At 63.0% G+C, this 16,565-nt stretch carries 14 protein-coding genes; 8 read left to right on the top strand and 6 right to left on the bottom strand.

Annotated elements, in window-relative coordinates; all coding sequences use genetic code 11:
* Positions 1 to 129: 129 nt before the first annotated feature.
* A complete protein-coding gene (locus JV551A3_RS16735) occupies positions 130 to 852 on the bottom strand; it encodes a UDP-2,3-diacylglucosamine diphosphatase (protein ID WP_133973173.1) in 723 nt (240 codons plus the stop codon).
* Positions 849 to 1,349 (bottom strand): peptidylprolyl isomerase, encoded by a 501-nt coding sequence (locus tag JV551A3_RS16730; protein WP_133973171.1) that lies wholly within the window; start codon positions 1,347 to 1,349, stop codon positions 849 to 851. The genes JV551A3_RS16735 and JV551A3_RS16730 overlap by 4 nt, the downstream gene beginning before the upstream one ends.
* 248 nt (positions 1,350 to 1,597) lie before the next feature.
* Here JV551A3_RS16730 and JV551A3_RS16725 point away from each other — a divergent pair, with 248 nt between their 5' ends.
* Together JV551A3_RS16725 and cysS are read left to right on the top strand one after the other, a co-directional pair.
* Positions 1,598 to 3,301, top strand: a complete 1,704-nt coding sequence (locus JV551A3_RS16725; RefSeq protein WP_133973169.1) for a glutamine--tRNA ligase/YqeY domain fusion protein — start codon at positions 1,598 to 1,600, stop codon at positions 3,299 to 3,301.
* Positions 3,302 to 3,310: 9 nt separating this feature from the next.
* Positions 3,311 to 4,693 (top strand): cysteine--tRNA ligase, encoded by a 1,383-nt coding sequence (cysS, locus tag JV551A3_RS16720; RefSeq protein ID WP_133973167.1) that lies wholly within the window; start codon positions 3,311 to 3,313, stop codon positions 4,691 to 4,693.
* A 135-nt stretch (positions 4,694 to 4,828) separates the two neighbouring features.
* Here the strand turns inward: cysS and JV551A3_RS16715 are convergent, their stop codons facing one another.
* From JV551A3_RS16715 to csiR, 3 genes are all read right to left on the bottom strand, one after another.
* On the bottom strand, positions 4,829 to 6,220 hold the full coding sequence (locus tag JV551A3_RS16715; protein WP_133973165.1) for a sensor histidine kinase: 1,392 nt from the start codon (positions 6,218 to 6,220) through the stop codon (positions 4,829 to 4,831).
* On the bottom strand, positions 6,198 to 6,878 hold the full coding sequence (locus tag JV551A3_RS16710) for a response regulator transcription factor (RefSeq protein WP_112253493.1): 681 nt from the start codon (positions 6,876 to 6,878) through the stop codon (positions 6,198 to 6,200). Before JV551A3_RS16710 ends, JV551A3_RS16715 begins: the two co-directional genes overlap by 23 nt.
* Positions 6,879 to 7,078: 200 nt before the next feature.
* Complete coding sequence (csiR, locus tag JV551A3_RS16705) at positions 7,079 to 7,774, bottom strand: DNA-binding transcriptional regulator CsiR (RefSeq protein ID WP_133973163.1); 696 nt, start codon at positions 7,772 to 7,774, stop codon at positions 7,079 to 7,081.
* A 195-nt stretch (positions 7,775 to 7,969) separates the two neighbouring features.
* Here csiR and glaH point away from each other — a divergent pair, with 195 nt between their 5' ends.
* From glaH to proP, 6 genes are all read left to right on the top strand, one after another.
* On the top strand, positions 7,970 to 8,947 hold the full coding sequence (glaH, locus tag JV551A3_RS16700; RefSeq protein WP_133973161.1) for a glutarate dioxygenase GlaH: 978 nt from the start codon (positions 7,970 to 7,972) through the stop codon (positions 8,945 to 8,947).
* 113 nt (positions 8,948 to 9,060) lie between these two features.
* The gene (gene lhgO / locus JV551A3_RS16695; protein WP_133972611.1) at positions 9,061 to 10,323 is read left to right on the top strand and encodes an L-2-hydroxyglutarate oxidase; all 1,263 of its coding nucleotides are present in this window, start codon (positions 9,061 to 9,063) and stop codon (positions 10,321 to 10,323) included.
* Positions 10,324 to 10,474: 151 nt separating this feature from the next.
* Positions 10,475 to 11,866: a GABA permease gene (gene gabP, locus JV551A3_RS16690; RefSeq protein ID WP_133972613.1), complete on the top strand. Its 1,392-nt coding sequence runs from the start codon at positions 10,475 to 10,477 to the stop codon at positions 11,864 to 11,866.
* 235 nt (positions 11,867 to 12,101) lie between these two features.
* Positions 12,102 to 12,995, top strand: coding sequence for a PA4780 family RIO1-like protein kinase (locus tag JV551A3_RS16680; RefSeq protein ID WP_133972617.1), 894 nt, complete (start codon positions 12,102 to 12,104; stop codon positions 12,993 to 12,995).
* Positions 12,996 to 13,220: 225 nt separating this feature from the next.
* Complete coding sequence (hemB, locus tag JV551A3_RS16675) at positions 13,221 to 14,195, top strand: porphobilinogen synthase (RefSeq protein WP_013972900.1); 975 nt, start codon at positions 13,221 to 13,223, stop codon at positions 14,193 to 14,195.
* A gap of 161 nt (positions 14,196 to 14,356) precedes the next feature.
* A complete protein-coding gene (gene proP / locus JV551A3_RS16670) occupies positions 14,357 to 15,859 on the top strand; it encodes a glycine betaine/L-proline transporter ProP (RefSeq protein WP_133972619.1) in 1,503 nt (500 codons plus the stop codon).
* Here proP and JV551A3_RS16665 read toward each other — a convergent pair whose 3' ends face one another.
* Entirely contained in the window at positions 15,860 to 16,561 is a 702-nt protein-coding gene (locus JV551A3_RS16665) for a YoaK family protein (RefSeq protein WP_133978974.1), read from the bottom strand.
* Positions 16,562 to 16,565 lie beyond the last annotated feature (4 nt).

Below are 16,565 nucleotides of genomic sequence, written 5' to 3'. Positions count from 1 at the left end.
CGGCCTTGAGGCGTTAGCCTGTGCCGGCCTCTTCGCGGGTAAACCCGCTCCCACAGGTATCGCGGCGCATTCAGCCCTGTGCATTACCTGTGGGAGCGGGTTTACCCGCGAAAAAGGCGACTCGGTCGGTCAGGAAAACTCGAACGGCGCCAGCTGAAACCCTTGCTCGTCAACCTGCAAGGCCCAACCGCGGCGGTCCCAGTCGCCCAGCACGATACGCCGTGCCGGTTGCCCGTCCACCACCAGCTTGTGTATCGCCGGCCGATGGGTATGCCCATGCACCAAGGTACGTACACCATGCGCCGCCATCACCTTCGGTACTTCCTCCGGCGTGACATCGACGATCTCGGTGGACTTCATCCGCGTTTGCGTGCGGCTTTCGCTGCGCAGCTTGCGCGCCAGCTTGTAGCGGGCCGACAGCGGCAGGTGGCGCAGAATCCACAAACTCAGCGGGTTGCGCAGCAAGCGGCGCATTTTCATGTAGCCTAGGTCGCGGGTGCACAGGGTATCGCCATGCATCAGCAGCACCTGCTCACCACCCAGCTCGATCACGCTGGGGTCGTGCAGCAACGTGCAGCCCGCAGCGTCGCAGAAGGCCTGGCCAATCAGGAAATCACGGTTGCCATGCATCAGGTAGATGGCCGTGCCGCTGTCGCTCAGCCGACGCATGGCCTGGCAGACTGACTGCTGGAAGGGTGTCATGGCATCGTCGCCGATCCAGGCTTCGAAGAAGTCGCCAAGGATGTACAACGCCTTGGCATGGCGGGCACGGCCATCGAGCAGATCAAGAAACGCCCGGGTAATGTCCGGGCGTTCTTCTTGCAGGTGCAGATCGGAGATCAGCAGGATCACTCAATGATCTCGGCTTTCTCGATGACTACGTCTTCTTTCGGCACGTCCTGGTGACCAGCCTTGGAACCGGTGGCGACCTTTTCGATGGCGTCTACGATTTCACGGCCTTCGATCACTTCGCCGAATACCGCGTAACCCCAGCCCTGCACGTTCTTGCCGCTGTGGTTGAGGAAGTCGTTGTCGGAGGCGTTGATGAAGAACTGCGCCGAGGCGGAGTGCGGCTCCATGGTGCGGGCCATGGCGATGCTGTACTTCTTGTTCTTCAGGCCGTTGTCAGCTTCGTTCTGGATGCTGGCGCGGGTTTTCTTCTGGTTCATGCCCGCTTCGAAGCCGCCGCCCTGGATCATGAAACCTTTGATCACACGGTGGAACACGGTGCCATTGTAGTGGCCGTCCTTGACGTACTGAACGAAGTTTTCGGTAGTCAGTGGCGCTTTCTCGGCGTCCAGTTGCAGGACGATATCGCCGTGGTTGGTGCTCAGTTTGACTTTGGACATGCTGAAACTCGCTCTTTCAAGGCAATCAGAAATTGGGGTGCGCAGGGCGCGGGTTATCACCTGACGCAGGATCAGGCGATCACGACACATGGCGCGCACCGGCCATTTTGCCAGGCTGCGGCAAAAAGCCGTGATAAATCACGCCAGTTTGTCCGGGCCCGACTGTCAGCAGCTTGACTGCTTCGGCTATGATAGGCCCTTTGATTCAATCGGCCTACCCAGGCCGGACACGTGCATTCAAGGATCCTATGAGCAAGCCCACTGCCGACAACGCGCCCAACGCCGCTGCCAAAGGCGCCCCCGCTGTCCCTGCGAACTTCCTGCGGCCGATCATCCAGGCCGACCTGGACTCGGGCAAGCACAGCAGCATCGTCACCCGTTTCCCGCCGGAGCCCAATGGCTACCTGCACATCGGTCACGCCAAGTCGATCTGCGTCAACTTCGGCCTGGCCAAGGAATTCGGGGGCGTCTGCCACCTGCGTTTCGACGATACCAACCCGGCCAAGGAAGACCAGGAGTACATCGACGCCATCCAGAGCGATGTCAAGTGGCTGGGCTTCGACTGGGCCGGTGACGTGCGCTACGCCTCGGACTACTTCGACCAGCTGCACGACTGGGCGGTCGAGCTGATCAAGCGTGGCAAGGCCTACGTCTGCGACCTTACCCCTGAGCAGGCCAAGGAATACCGCGGCAACCTCAAGGAACCGGGCAAGAACAGCCCGTTCCGCGAGCGCAGCGTTGACGAGAACCTCGACTTGTTCGCCCGCATGAAGGCCGGCGAGTTCAAGGATGGCGAGCGCGTGCTGCGGGCCAAGATCGACATGGCCTCGCCGAACATGAACCTGCGCGACCCGATCCTGTACCGTATCCGCCATGCCCACCACCACCAGACCGGTGACAAGTGGTGCATCTACCCGAACTACGACTTCACCCACGGCCAGTCGGACGCGATCGAAGGCATCACCCACTCGATCTGCACCCTGGAGTTCGAAGGGCATCGTCCGCTGTACGACTGGTTCCTCGACAACCTGCCGGTGCCGGCACACCCGCGCCAGTACGAGTTCAGCCGCCTGAACCTGAACTACACCATCACGTCCAAGCGCAAGCTCAAGCAGCTGGTCGACGAAAAGCACGTCGAAGGTTGGGACGACCCGCGCATGTCGACCCTGTCCGGCTTCCGCCGCCGTGGCTACACCCCGGCCTCGATCCGCAACTTCTGCGAAATGATCGGCACCAACCGTTCCGACGGCGTGGTCGACATGTCCATGCTCGAGTTCAGCATCCGTGACGACCTAGACCGCACCGCGCCACGCGCCATGTGCGTACTGCGCCCGCTGAAGGTGGTCATCACCAACTATCCGGAAGGCCAGGTCGAGCAGCTCGAACTGCCGCGCCACCCGAAAGAAGACATGGGCGTGCGCGTGCTGCCGTTCTCCCGTGAACTGTACATCGACCGCGACGACTTCATGGAAGAGCCGCCGAAGGGCTACAAGCGCCTGGAACCGGCCGGTGAAGTGCGCCTGCGCGGCAGCTACGTGATCCGCGCCGACGAGGCGATCAAGGATGCCGACGGCAACATCGTCGAGCTGCGCTGCTCGTACGACCCGGACACCCTGGGCAAGAACCCCGAAGGCCGCAAGGTCAAGGGCGTGATCCACTGGGTGCCGGCCGAGGGCAGCGTCGAGTGCGAAGTGCGCCTGTACGACCGCCTGTTCCGCTCGGCGAACCCGGAAAAGACCGAAGAGGGCGGCAGCTTCCTGGACAACATCAACCCAGGCTCGCTGCAAGTGCTCAGCGGCTGCCGTGCCGAGCCTTCGTTGGCCCAGGCGCAGCCCGAGGACCGTTTCCAGTTCGAACGCGAAGGCTACTTCTGCGCCGACCTGAAAGACAGCCAGCCGGGCCGCCCGGTGTTCAACCGCACTGTCACCCTGCGTGACTCCTGGGGCAGCTGAGGAACCGCCGTGCTTACCATCTACAACACGCTGAGCAAAGCGAAGGAAACCTTCAAGCCGCTGGATGGCAACAAGGTACGCATGTACGTGTGCGGCATGACCGTGTACGACTACTGCCACCTCGGCCACGGCCGCAGCATGGTGGCCTTCGACCTGGTCACCCGTTGGCTGCGCAAGAGCGGCTACGAGCTGACCTACGTGCGCAACATCACCGACATCGATGACAAGATCATCAACCGGGCCAACGAGAACGGCGAAAGCTTCGACGCCCTGACCGCCCGCATGATCGACGCGATGCACGAAGACGAGCGCCGCCTGAACATCCTGCCGCCGGACCAGGAGCCTCGCGCCACCGACCATATCGCCGGCATGCACGCGATGATCCAGACCCTGATCGACAAGGGTTATGCCTACGCACCGGGCAACGGCGACGTGTACTACCGCGTCGGCAAGTTCGTCGGCTACGGCAAGCTGTCGCGCAAGAAGATCGAAGACCTGCGCATCGGTGCCCGTATCGAGGTCGACGAAGCCAAGCAGGACCCGCTGGACTTCGTGCTGTGGAAGGGCGTCAAGCCGGGCGAGCCGAGCTGGGAGTCGCCGTGGGGGCCGGGGCGCCCGGGCTGGCACATCGAATGCTCGGTGATGTCCACCTGCTGCCTGGGTGAAAGCTTCGACATCCACGGCGGCGGTAGCGACCTGGAGTTCCCGCACCACGAGAACGAGATCGCCCAGAGCGAGGCAGCCACCGGCAAGCAGTACGCCAACGCCTGGATGCACTGCGGCATGATCCGTATCAATGGCGAGAAGATGTCCAAGTCGTTGAACAACTTCTTCACCATTCGCGACGTGCTCGAGAAGTACCACCCGGAAGTGGTGCGCTACCTGCTGGTGGCTAGTCACTACCGCAGCGCGATCAACTACTCGGAAGACAGCCTGCGCGATGCCAAGGGCGCACTGGAGCGCTTCTATCACGCCTTGCGTGGCTTGCCACGAGTGGCGGCCAAGGGTGGCGAAGAGTTTGTCGAGCGCTTCAGCGTGGCCATGAACGACGACTTCGGCACCCCCGAGGCCTGCGCCGTGCTGTTCGACCTGGTGCGCGAGATCAACCGCCTGCGCGACAGCGACGTGGAGGCCGCTGCCGGCCTGGCCGGTCGCCTGCGCGAGCTGGGTGATGTGCTGGGTGTTCTGCAGCTGGAAGCCGATGAATTCCTGCGTGCCGGTGCCGAAGGCAAGGTGGATGCCGCTGAGGTCGAGGGCTTGATCCAGGCGCGCCTGCAGGCGCGTGCGGACAAGAACTGGGCCGAGTCCGACCGCATTCGCGATCAGCTGACCGCCATGGGTGTGGTGCTGGAAGACAGCAAGGGTGGCACTACCTGGCGTCTGGCTGACTGATCGGTCTCAAGGGGGCTGCTTTGCAGCCCATCGCGACACAAGGCCGCTCCTACAGGAATGGCGCCGCATTCAATGCTTGCGCAATCCTTGTAGGAGCGGCCTTGTGTCGCGATGGGCCGCAAAGCGGCCCCGCTTTTATTTGGCCAACCCGGCCAACGGGCAGTGCAACACCAACCTGGCCCCACCCAGCTCGCTTTCCCCCACCTCCAGCCCGAACCCATGCAGGTCGACGATCGCCGCAACGATCGACAACCCCAGCCCGAACCCAGCATGGCGGTGGCCTTCCTCACTACGATAGAAGCGCTTCAACACCGCAGCACGCTCTTCTTCCGGAATACCTGGCCCGCTGTCCTCGATGGCCAGGTGCACGCCTTGCTCGTCCTGCGTCGCGCTAATCCGCACCTGCCCACCCTCGGGGGTGAACTTGATACCGTTGCCCACCAGGTTGGCCAATGCCTCGAACAGCAGTTCGCGGTCACCGTGCAATGCCGGCAGTTCAGCGGGCTGCTGCAGTTCCAGGCGAATGCCGCCATCCTCGGCCAACGGCAAGTAGAAATCGTGCAGCTCCACCAGCAGTTCGTGCGGGTCAAGTTGGACGAAACCGGCTCGCCGCTGGCGGTCTTCCAGCTCGCTGATGCGCAACAAACCGCGAAAACGCGCCATCAGGGTGTCGGTTTCACCGATGGCCTGGTTCAGTGCCTCGGCCTGGGTGGAGTCGACCTCACTTTGCTGGCGAATGCGGTACAGCTGGGCGCGCAGGCGCGTGAGCGGGGTGCGCAGGTCGTGGGCGATGTTGTCGCACACGCCCTTGACCTCGTGCATCAGCCGCTCGATGCGGTCGAGCATGGCATTGACGATGGCCGCCAGCATGTCCAGCTCGTCACGCCGGGCCGACAGCGGCAGGCGGTGGGTAAGGTCGCCGGCGACGATCAGTTCGGCCTGGGCCTGTATCGCGCGAATGCGCTTGAGCGGGCGGCGCCTTAGCAGATACCAGCCGGCAAAGCCCGGGATCAGGGTCAGCGAGATCCCCCACAGCAAGGCATGCAGGATGATCCGGGTGACCACGAACAGCGAGCCGTTGTCGCGCACCAGCACCAGCCAACGGCCATCCTGCACCTTGATCGCCACCGCGTCGCAGCTGTCGCGCGGCATGTGCGGGTCGTCGGCGTCCAGGCAGCGCTTGAGTTCGTGAACCTTGCCGTCCAGCCCCAGCTCTGGCGGGATGGCACGAATGCGCCCGCCGATCGGGTTGAGCTGGCTGTCGAACAGGCCGTAGGCGTCGAAGCTGCGTTCTTCGAAGGCCTGGCTGGCGACCAGGGCGTCGTCCAGCTGTTTGCCGCTCATGTGCGCGAACAGGTGCTGGCGCTGCAGCATGGAATGGCGGGTGAGCTTGTTCAGGTAGCTGGATACCTCAAAGTACAGCACCCCCATGAGGATGCTGCTCCAGGCCACGAACAGAAAGCTGTACAGCGCCAGCAGGCGGCTGGTCGAGGAGCTCCAGCCCTTAGACGGGTTCAGCAATGGCATAGCCGGAGCCCCGTACCGTACGGATCAGCGGCGACTGGCCGGGGGAGTCGATTTTCTTGCGCAGGCGGCCGATGTGCACATCGATCAGGTTGGTGCCCGGGTCGAAGTGGTAGCCCCAGACTTCCTCGAAAATCATCATCCGCGTGATCACCTGGCCGCTATGGCGCATCAGGTACTCCAGCAGCTTGTACTCGGTGGGCAGCAGGTTGAGGGTCTGTTCGCCACGACGGGCTTCGTGGCTGATCAGGTCCAGTTGCAGGTCGGCGACCTGCAGGCGGGTCTGGGTCATGGGCACACTGTTGCGACGCAGCAGTACTTCGACTCGCGCGGCCATCTCGTCGGAGGCGAACGGTTTGGTCAGGTAGTCGTCACCCCCGGCACGCAGGCCACGCACCCGCTCGTCGACGTCGGAGAGGGCGCTGATCATCAGGATCGGCGTGGCGATCTTGAGGCTGCGCAGGGTGGTGACGATGGTCAGGCCATCGACCTCGGGCAGCATGCGGTCCAGGGTGATCAGGTCGTAGCCGCCGGCAATGGCCTTGGCCAGGCCTTCACGGCCGTTGTCGGCCCAATCCACGTCGAGGCCGTGGCTGGTAAGTTCGGCGACGATTTCCTGGCCGGTGACGGCGTCGTCTTCGATGGTCAGTACGCGAGGCATGCTGGTTCCCGGGCATCTAATGGAGACTTGATTGTGCCAAAGAATAGCCAAACGGCGATTTAAGAAAAATTCATCTAGGGTGTTTTGCCTGCGCCGGCCTCTTCGCGGGTAAACCCGCTCCCACAGGTGCAGCGTCGCCCCCAAGGGCGGTGACATCCCTGTGGGAGCGGGTTTACCCGCGAAGCAGGCACCGCGCTGTTTCAGCGCGCGCCGATCCCCTCGGCATGCATGATCTGCGCAATGATCGGCACCGGTGTCATCAGGTGCGAACGCATCATGGCGCTGGCGCGCTTGGCGTCCCGGGCCAGAATCACTTCCACCAGTGCAGCATGCTCCTGGCGCTTGAGCTCCAGGGCCTGTTCCGAAAACACCGTCTGGGTCAGCCACAGGTGCCGGTAGCGCTCAGCCTGGTCGAACAGGTAGGTGCGCGCCTGCAGCAGGTGCTTGGAGCCGCAGCCCGAGGCAATGGCCGTGTGGAACGCCTTGTGCCGCTCGTCCCATACATCCAGCCGCTGCTCGCGGGTCTTCACTTCCACCACCTTGGCCAGGGTATGCGAGTGGGCCAGTACCGACGCCTCCCAGGCGTCGTCGCCACGCTCGATGGCCAGGGTGATGATCATCGCCTCCAGGTTGGCGCGGGCATCGTAGATGTCGTTCATCTCGTCAAGCGACATGGGCGCCACGCGGTAACCCTTCTGGCTGATAGCGTTGACCAGATGCTCGGCCACCAGCTGCGACAGTGCTTCGCGCAGCGGGCCCACGCCCAGGTCGTAGCGTTCCTTCAGAGCACTCATCAGCAGCTTTTCTCCGGGCTTGAAGATGCCGCGGATGATGTCCTTCTTGAGCCTCTCATACCCGCTGAATGCTGAGTTTTGTCGGGGGGCGAGCGCTTCCAAGGTCCTGTTCCTCAAACGGTTTTGTCGATCATACCGAAAGCGTTCGCTGGCGAAAAACAATGGACAAACACATGTTTTGTCGCTGAATAATAAAAATGTAGACATTTTTCAGTTATGGCGATAATTTTACCTCGCCCGCACTGATCCAAGTCATGACCGGACAGCGCCACTCACTTTCTCTGCCAGGACACAGCCATGAACGCTTTTACGCAGATCGACGAACTTGTGATGCCACTGCCGCTCGAACCGCGTGGTTACACCATCGCCCCCTCGAAACAGTCGCCGCGCCTGCTTGAACTCACCTTCGCCCGTGAAACGGTCGAAGCGTTCGTCCACGCGGTTGCCCAGTGGCCGGTGCAGGCGCTGGAGTACAAGTCGTTCCTGCGCTTCCGGGTTGGCGAGATCCTCGACGAGCTGTGCCAGGGCACCCTGCGCCCGGTGCTGCTCAATACCATCCTCAACCGCGCCAGCGGCGGCATGCTGATCACCCCGGTCGGCCTGGATGACGTGAGCCAGGCCGAGGACATGGTCAAGTTCACCACCGCCTGCGCACACCTGATCGGGCGCTCCAACTACGACGCCATGAGCGGGCAGTTCTATGCTCGCTTCGTGGTGGTCAACACCGACAACTCCGACAGCTACCTGCGCCAGCCGCACCGGGTCATGGAGCTGCACAACGATGGCACCTTCGTCGACCAGATCACCGACTACGTGCTGATGCTGAAGATCGACGAAAAGAACATGGAAGGCGGCAACTCGCTGCTGCTGCACCTGGACGACTGGGAGCAGTGCGACGAGTTCTTCCGCCACCCGCTGGCCCGTCGCGAAATGCGCTGGACCGCACCGCCGAGCAAGAAGGTCTCCGAGGATGTGTTCCACTCGGTATTCGACACCGATGCCGAAGGCCGCCCGACCATGCGCTACATCGACCAGTTCGTACAGCCGGAAAACTACGAGGAGGGCATCTGGCTGAACGCCTTGTCCGAATCGCTGGAAGGCAGCGAGAATAAGCTTTCGGTACCGGTTGGCGTGGGTAGCTTCCTGCTGATCAACAACCTGTTCTGGCTGCATGGCCGCGACCGCTTCACGCCGCACGAAGGCCTGCGCCGCGAGCTGATGCGCCAGCGCGGTTACGTGGCCTTCCCCAAGCCGCTGTACCAGCGCGGGCAATAATGACAGGGCGCTGGGCGGGCGCCCGCCCAGCGTCTTTGTACAAAACGATGCCACCTGGGCCCGCGCGGGCCGTGGTGAGCCAGTCAGGCAATGCCTGCGTGTGAGGTAAGGCTGTGTACGATTTCATCATCATTGGCGGTGGCATTGTGGGCATGTCCACGGCCATGCACCTGATCAAGGTCTACCCGGATGCGAAGATTCTCCTGCTGGAGAAAGAGTCCGGCCCGGCCCGCCACCAGACCGGCCACAACAGCGGCGTGATCCACGCCGGCGTGTATTACACCCCCGGCAGCCTCAAGGCGCGCTTCTGCCTGGAAGGCAACAAGGCCACCAAGGCCTTCTGCACCCAGCACGGTATCCGCTTCGATGAGTGCGGCAAGCTGCTGGTGGCCACCAACGACCTGGAAATGCAGCGCATGAAGGCGCTGTGGGAGCGCACTGCGGCCAATGGCCTGGAGCGCTACTGGTTGTCGGCGGCCGAGCTGCGCGAGCGCGAGCCCAATATCGTTGGCATGGGCGGCATCTTCGTGCCCTCCAGCGGCATCGTCAATTACGCCGAAGTGACTGCGGCCATGGGGGCCGAGTTTCAGCGCGCCGGCGGTGAAATCCGCTATGGCGCCGAGGTGGTCGGCCTGCAGGAGCTGGCCAGCGAAGTGATCGTGCGCACGCGTGGCGAGCATCGTGACGACGAGTTGCGCAGCCGTTTCCTGGTGACCTGCTCGGGCCTGATGGCCGACCGCGTGGTGAGCATGCTGGGCTTGCGTACCGAGTTCGTCATCTGCCCGTTCCGGGGCGAGTATTACCTTTTGCCCAAGCAGCACAACCAGATCGTCAACCACCTGATCTACCCGATTCCCGACCCGTCCATGCCGTTCCTGGGCGTGCACCTGACACGCATGATCGACGGCACGGTCACCGTTGGCCCCAACGCCGTGCTGGCAATGAAGCGCGAGGGCTACCGCAAGAGCGACGTCAGCCCGGCCGACCTGTTCCAGACCCTGACCACCCCCGGCATCCTCAAGGTGCTGGCGAAGAACTTCCGCCCTGGCCTGATCGAGATGAAGAACTCGCTGTTCAAGGGGGGGTACCTCAAGCAGGTACAGAAGTACTGCCCGAGCATCACCAAGGCCGACCTCACGCCATACCCGGCCGGCGTGCGTGCCCAGGCCGTTTCGCGTGACGGCAAGCTGATCGACGACTTCCTGTTCGTCAACACCGCTCGCAGCGTCAATGTGTGCAATGCACCGTCGCCTGCCGCCACCTCCGCCATCCCGATCGGTGCCTACATCGTCGACAAGGTTTGCGAGCAGGTCGGCCGCCAAGGCGGCAGTTTCCCCAAGGCCGACCTGGCGCCTCGCCAGCGGGCTGGCGGCTGACTTACCCGTAATACGTTCTGCGGTTTCGTTTTACTCAACCCGTACTGCCCTACTCACCATCTGGGGCAGGGCGGGCTTTTTCGCGCCTGCGCCGGTGACGTGCAAGCCGGCGGCCCCTGCGTGGGCATGACAAAAACAACAAGGTAGCGCCATGCAAACCCACAAGAACAATTTGAGTCATGGATTGAAGTCCAGACATGTCACCATGCTGTCCATTGCCGGCGTGATCGGTGCCGGCCTGTTCGTCGGCTCCGGCCGTGCGATTGCCGAAGCAGGGCCCGCCACCATCCTGGCCTATATGCTGGCCGGTGCGCTGGTGGTGCTGGTGATGCGCATGCTGGCCGAAATGGCCGTTGCCTCACCGGACACCGGTTCGTTCTCGACCTATGCCGACCTCGCCATCGGCAAGTGGGCCGGCTACACCATCGGCTGGCTGTACTGGTGGTTCTGGGTACTGATCATCCCCATCGAGGCCAATATCGCCGCCACCATCATCAATTCCTGGGTCCCGCAGCTGGAGATCTGGGTCTTGTCGTTGGTGATTACCCTGTTGCTGACCGCCACCAACCTGTTCAGCGTGAAGAACTACGGTGAGTTCGAGTTCTGGCTGGCGCTGGTGAAGGTGGTGGCCATCGTCGGCTTCATCGCACTGGGGGTGTGCGCCATCTTCGGCCTGCTGCCAGGCTCTGGTGTCAGCGGGGTGTCGCGCCTGTGGGACAATGGCGGTTTCATGCCCAACGGTTTTGGTGCGGTGCTCAGTGCCATGCTTATTACCATGTTCTCGTTCCTCGGTGCCGAGGTGGTGACCATCGCCGCGGCCGAATCGGACGAAGCAGGCAAGCATATTTCCAAGGCCACCAACTCGGTGATCTGGCGAATCACCCTGTTCTACATCCTGTCGATCTTCATCGTCATCGCGCTGGTGCCGTGGACTGACCCGCGCCTGGCCACAGAAGGGTCCTATGTCACGGTGCTGGACACCCTGGGCGTGCCGAATGCCAAGGCCATCATCGACTTCGTGGTGCTGACGTCGGTGACCAGCTGCCTCAACTCGTCGCTGTATACCGCTTCGCGCATGGTCTACTCGCTGAGCCGCCGCGGTGATGCGCCGGCCTGTGCCCAGGTGACCAGCCGCAGCGGCACCCCGGTGGTAGCTGTGCTGCTGTCCACTGGCGCAGCTTTTCTGGCCGTGATCGCCAATTACCTGGTACCGGCCAAGGTGTTCGGCTTCCTCATGGCAAGCTCCGGCGCCATTGCTTTGCTGGTGTACCTGGTGATCGCCGTTTCCCAGCTGCGCCTGCGCCAGCGCCTGACTGCACAGGGCAAGACGTTGGGCTACCGCATGTGGCTGTTCCCATGGCTGACCTGGGGCGTGATCCTGTTCATCAGTGGTGTGCTGGTGCTGATGCTGTTCCGCCCGGATCACCGTCTGGAAGTGGTATCGACCATGGTGCTGGCGGTGCTGGTGGTGTGTTCCGGGCTGCTGGTCACGCGGCGTCGGGCACGTGGGGTGGTAGTTGGCAGCGTAGGGCAGGGCGCCTGAGATACACACTTCTGGCCTACGCAGCCCAATGTAGGAGCGGCCTTGTGTCGCGAGAGGGCTGCGAAGCAGCCCCAGCAATTCGTGCATCTGCCCTGAAACCCTGGGGCCGCGTTGCGGCCCTTTCGCGACACAAGGCCGCTCCTACAAGGTCTGATGTTGACCGATCAGACGAGCAAGTCGCCTCAGGCTGTGAGAGGATGTCCGCCATCACAGCCAGGACCCCGAACGCAGCCTGATGAAGACACCCAAAAGAATCGAACCCCTGATCGAAGACGGCCTGGTCGACGAAGTACTGCGGCCGTTGATGAGTGGCAAGGAAGCCGCCGTGTATGTGGTGCGTTGTGGCAACCAGGTGCGCTGCGCCAAGGTTTATAAAGAAGCCAACAAGCGCAGTTTCCGCCAGGCGGCCGAGTACCAGGAGGGCCGTAAGGTCCGCAACAGCCGTCAGGCCCGGGCCATGGCCAAGGGCAGCAAGTACGGCCGCAAGGAAGCCGAAGACGCCTGGCAGAACGCCGAAGTGGCGGCGCTGTTCCGCCTGGCCGGCGCTGGTGTGAGGGTTCCCAAGCCCTACGATTTCCAGGATGGCGTACTGTTGATGGAGCTGGTGACCGATGCCGACGGTGACGCGGCCCCGCGCCTGAACGACGTGCACCTCGAGGCCGAGGATGCCCGTGCGTTCCACGCTTTCGTCATTCGCCAGATCGTGCTGATGCTGTGTGCCGGGCTGGTGCATGGCGACCTGTCGGAGTTCAACGTGCTGCTTGGCCCGGACGGGCCGGTGATCATCGACCTGCCGCAGGCGGTGGATGCAGCGGCCAACAACCACGCCTTCAGCATGCTGCAGCGCGATGTGGCCAACATGGCCCATTATTTCGGGCGCTTTGCGCCGGAGTTGAAAAATACCCGGTATGCGCAGGAAATGTGGGCCTTGTACGAGGCGGGCAAATTGCTGCCTGACAGCGAATTGACCGGCGTGTTCGAGGATGACGAACATGAAGCCGACGTAAGTGGCGTGATGCGCGAAATTGACGCAGCCCGGCTGGATGACGCCCGCCGCCGCGCGGCGCGCGCCGAGGCCGAGCATGGTGAGGCTAGGGCAGAGGAGCCTGCGCCGCCCTGGCTTCAGTGATGTGTTGCCTGTGCCGGCCACTTCGCGGGCACGCCCGCTCCCACAGGGACCGCACGATACTTGAGGGCTGCGCTGTACTTGTGGGAGCGGGCATGCCCGCGAAGAGGCCGGCACAGGAAAAATGCAGCCATTGCCTTTGACGCAAGACAATATCTCGTCATCTGGCCTTTTCACTGGCGCGCGACAGGCATAAGGTATACGCCGTTCAAATTCCCTGGAGCTGTCATGTCCAACCAATTCCCGTCCGTTCGCCCCCGCCGCCTGCGCCAGAACGAGTCCCTGCGCACGATCTTCCAGGAAACCGAGTTCCGCCTTGAAGACCTGATCCTGCCGATCTTCGTTGAAGAGGGCATCGATGACTTCGTGCCGATCACCAGCATGCCGGGCGTCAACCGCATCCCAGAGAAGCTGCTGGCGCAGGAAATCGAGCGCTATGCCCGCGCCGGTATCAAGTCGGTAATGACCTTTGGCGTTTCGCACAACCTGGACGCCGTCGGCAGCGACACCTGGAACGAAAACGGCCTGGTCGCGCGCATGTCGCGCATCTGCAAGGACACCGTGCCGGAAATGGTGGTGATGTCCGACACCTGCTTCTGCGAATACACCAGCCACGGCCACTGCGGCGTGCTGCACGACCACGGCGTGGACAACGACGCCACCCTGGCCAACCTGGGCAAGCAGGCAGTCATCGCCGCCGCTGCCGGTGCCGACTTCATTGCCCCGTCAGCGGCGATGGACGGCCAGGTCCAGGCCATCCGTAGCGCACTGGATGGTGCCGGCTTCCACGACACCGCGATCATGGCCTATTCCACCAAGTTCGCCTCGTCGCTGTATGGCCCGTTCCGTGAAGCCGGTGGTACCGCACTGAAGGGCGACCGCAAGAGCTACCAGATGAACCCGATGAACCGCCGCGAAGCCGTGCGTGAGTCGCTGCTCGACGAGCAGGAAGGGGCCGATGTGCTGATGGTCAAGCCGGCCGGAGCCTACCTCGATGTGATCGCCGATATCCGTGCCGCCTCCCGCCTGCCGCTGGCGGCGTACCAGGTGAGCGGTGAGTACGCGATGATCAAGTTCGGCGGCCTGGCTGGCGCCATCGATGAAGGCCGGGTGGTGCGTGAAAGCATTGGCGCGATCAAGCGTGCCGGTGCCGACCTGATCCTCACCTACTTCGCCATGGACTTGGCCCGCGAAGGCATCTGACCGCGAGCCGTTGCCCATGCAAGCCGCTGCCATCGCAGCGGCTTTTCTTTACCCGCGCAGCAACCGCTGAGAGGAAAAACACAAAAAACCCGTAAGCGCTGAATTATTTAGTGTCCCGTTGTATCTCATCCCTTAGAGCATTCATCGACAGGGATACGGACATGAAACCTCGCAAGAAAAACCTCCAGCCAATCGGCCTGAAGGACATCACCATCGTCGACGACGGCAAGATGCGCAAGGCAATCACCGCGGCAGCACTGGGCAATGCCATGGAGTGGTTCGACTTCGGCGTCTACGGCTTCGTCGCCTACGCCCTGGGCAAGGTATTCTTCCCCAACGCCGACCCAAGCGTGCAGATGATCGCGGCGTTGGCCACGTTCTCGGTGCCGTTTCTGATCAGGCCTCTGGGCGGGCTGTTCTTCGGCGCCTTGGGCGACCGGTTCGGGCGGCAGAAAATCCTCGCTGCGACCATCGTGATCATGTCGCTCAGCACCTTCGCCATCGGCCTGATACCGTCCTATGCCAGCATCGGTATCTGGGCGCCGATCCTGTTGCTGCTGGCCAAGATGGCCCAGGGCTTCTCGGTGGGGGGCGAGTACACCGGTGCGTCGATCTTCGTCGCCGAATATGCCCCTGACCGAAAACGGGGGTTTCTCGGCAGTTGGCTGGACTTCGGCTCGATTGCCGGGTTCGTGTTGGGTGCCGGTGTGGTGGTGTTGATCTCTACGGTGCTGGGTGAGGACAAGTTCCTCGAATGGGGTTGGCGCCTGCCGTTCTTCCTCGCCTTGCCGCTGGGCATCATCGGCCTGTACCTGCGCCATGCGCTGGAGGAAACGCCAGCCTTCCAGCAGCATGTCGACAAGCTGGAGAAAGGTGACCGCGAAGGCCTGGCGACCGGGCCCAAAGTATCGTTCCGGGAGGTGGCCACCCAGCACTGGCGCAGCCTGGTGACCTGCATCGGCGTGGTGATCGCCACCAACGTCACCTACTACATGCTGCTCACGTACATGCCCAGCTACCTGTCGCACAACCTGCACTACAGCGAAGACCATGGCGTGCTGATCATCATCGCGATCATGGTTGGCATGCTGTTCGTGCAACCCATTATCGGGCTGCTCAGCGACAAGTTCGGCCGTCGACCGTTCATCATCGTCGGCAGCGTCGGCCTGTTCGTGCTGGCCATCCCGGCATTCATGCTGATCAACAGCGGCGTACTGGGGGTGATCTTTGCCGGGCTGCTGATCATTGCCGTGCTGCTGAACTTCTTCATCGGCGTGATGGCCTCGACGCTACCGGCAATGTTCCCCACGCACATCCGCTACAGCGCCCTCGCCAGCGCCTTCAATATCTCGGTGCTGATTGCCGGCCTCACCCCGACCATCGCCGCCTGGCTGGTGGAAAGTACTGGCAACCTGTACATGCCGGCCTATTACCTGATGGTGATCGCCGCCGTGGGGCTGGTCACCGGCCTGACCATGAAGGAAACCGCCAACAAGCCGCTGCGCGGCGCGGCACCGGCAGCATCGGATATCGAGGAAGCGCGTGAGTTGCTGCAGGAGCACCATGACAACATCGAGCAAAGGATCGAGGACATCGATGCGCAGATTGCCGAACTGGAGGCCAAGCGCAAGTTGCTTGTTCAGCAGCACCCGCGCATCGAGTGATCAGTATGGCATGTAGCCACGCTGCCAGGTCCGCGGAATGAACCGCGACACCAGGGCCAGCACGCAGGCCAGCGCGCAGCTGCCGGCCAGCGCCTGCAGGCCCAGGTGATGCTCCAGCCAGGCACCCAGCGCGGCGCCCAGCAGCATGCCGGCCCAAGGCACCAGTTGCACCCGCCAGCCATTGCGCCGCTCGCCCAGCAGCCAGCGCCCCAGCCCACGACCGAAGCGTGACAGGGCGCCGGTGACGTAGGTCAGGCCGATTGGCAGGCCGTTCACCTGTTCGACCACAGCGTTGATCATGCCCATGGCCAGCGTGGCAGCGAGCAGCGCTGGAAAGGTCGCTGCCAACGGCCATGCGGCTGCAAAGGCCAGCAAGGCGGCGACCACCAGCAGCACCGGCCAGGCCCGGCGGCGGAAACCGCGCGCCAGCAGCACGCCCAGGGCGTTGCCGACGACGAAGCCCAGCACCGCAGCACTCAGGCGCAGCACCAGGGCCAGGTCCGCATCGCTGATGGCGACAGCCAGGCGCGTGGTGTTGCCACTCATGAACGACACGAAGTCGCCAAGCGCCAGCAGGCCGATGGCATCGGTCATGCCGGCCAGTACGGACAGGCCGGCGACCAGGCCAAGGCCGACACGACCACGCAGAACCTGCAGGCGTAGCCGCTTGGCTGTGCGCGCGGGGAGGGTGTTGGGCAGCATGCTC

Origin of the sequence: Pseudomonas inefficax (genome assembly GCF_900277125.1) — a bacterium.
GTDB classification, from domain to species: Bacteria; Pseudomonadota; Gammaproteobacteria; order Pseudomonadales; family Pseudomonadaceae; genus Aquipseudomonas; species Aquipseudomonas inefficax.
The sequence above is the reverse complement of the archived record's forward strand: the minus strand, read 5'-3'. Positions and strand labels throughout refer to the sequence as shown.

What these genes read in the sequence shown, in the direction of transcription:
- JV551A3_RS16730 (WP_133973171.1), bottom strand. Translation starts at nt 1,349, where the DNA reads ATGTCCAAAGTCAAACTGAGCACCAACCACGGCGATATCGTCCTGCAA.
- JV551A3_RS16725 (WP_133973169.1), top strand. Translation starts at nt 1,598, where the DNA reads ATGAGCAAGCCCACTGCCGACAACGCGCCCAACGCCGCTGCCAAAGGC.
- JV551A3_RS16715 (WP_133973165.1), bottom strand. Translation starts at nt 6,220, where the DNA reads ATGCCATTGCTGAACCCGTCTAAGGGCTGGAGCTCCTCGACCAGCCGC.
- JV551A3_RS16710 (WP_112253493.1), bottom strand. Translation starts at nt 6,878, where the DNA reads ATGCCTCGCGTACTGACCATCGAAGACGACGCCGTCACCGGCCAGGAA.
- glaH (WP_133973161.1), top strand. Translation starts at nt 7,970, where the DNA reads ATGAACGCTTTTACGCAGATCGACGAACTTGTGATGCCACTGCCGCTC.
- gabP (WP_133972613.1), top strand. Translation starts at nt 10,475, where the DNA reads ATGCAAACCCACAAGAACAATTTGAGTCATGGATTGAAGTCCAGACAT.
- JV551A3_RS16680 (WP_133972617.1), top strand. Translation starts at nt 12,102, where the DNA reads ATGAAGACACCCAAAAGAATCGAACCCCTGATCGAAGACGGCCTGGTC.
- hemB (WP_013972900.1), top strand. Translation starts at nt 13,221, where the DNA reads ATGTCCAACCAATTCCCGTCCGTTCGCCCCCGCCGCCTGCGCCAGAAC.
- proP (WP_133972619.1), top strand. Translation starts at nt 14,357, where the DNA reads ATGAAACCTCGCAAGAAAAACCTCCAGCCAATCGGCCTGAAGGACATC.
- JV551A3_RS16665 (WP_133978974.1), bottom strand. Translation starts at nt 16,561, where the DNA reads ATGCTGCCCAACACCCTCCCCGCGCGCACAGCCAAGCGGCTACGCCTG.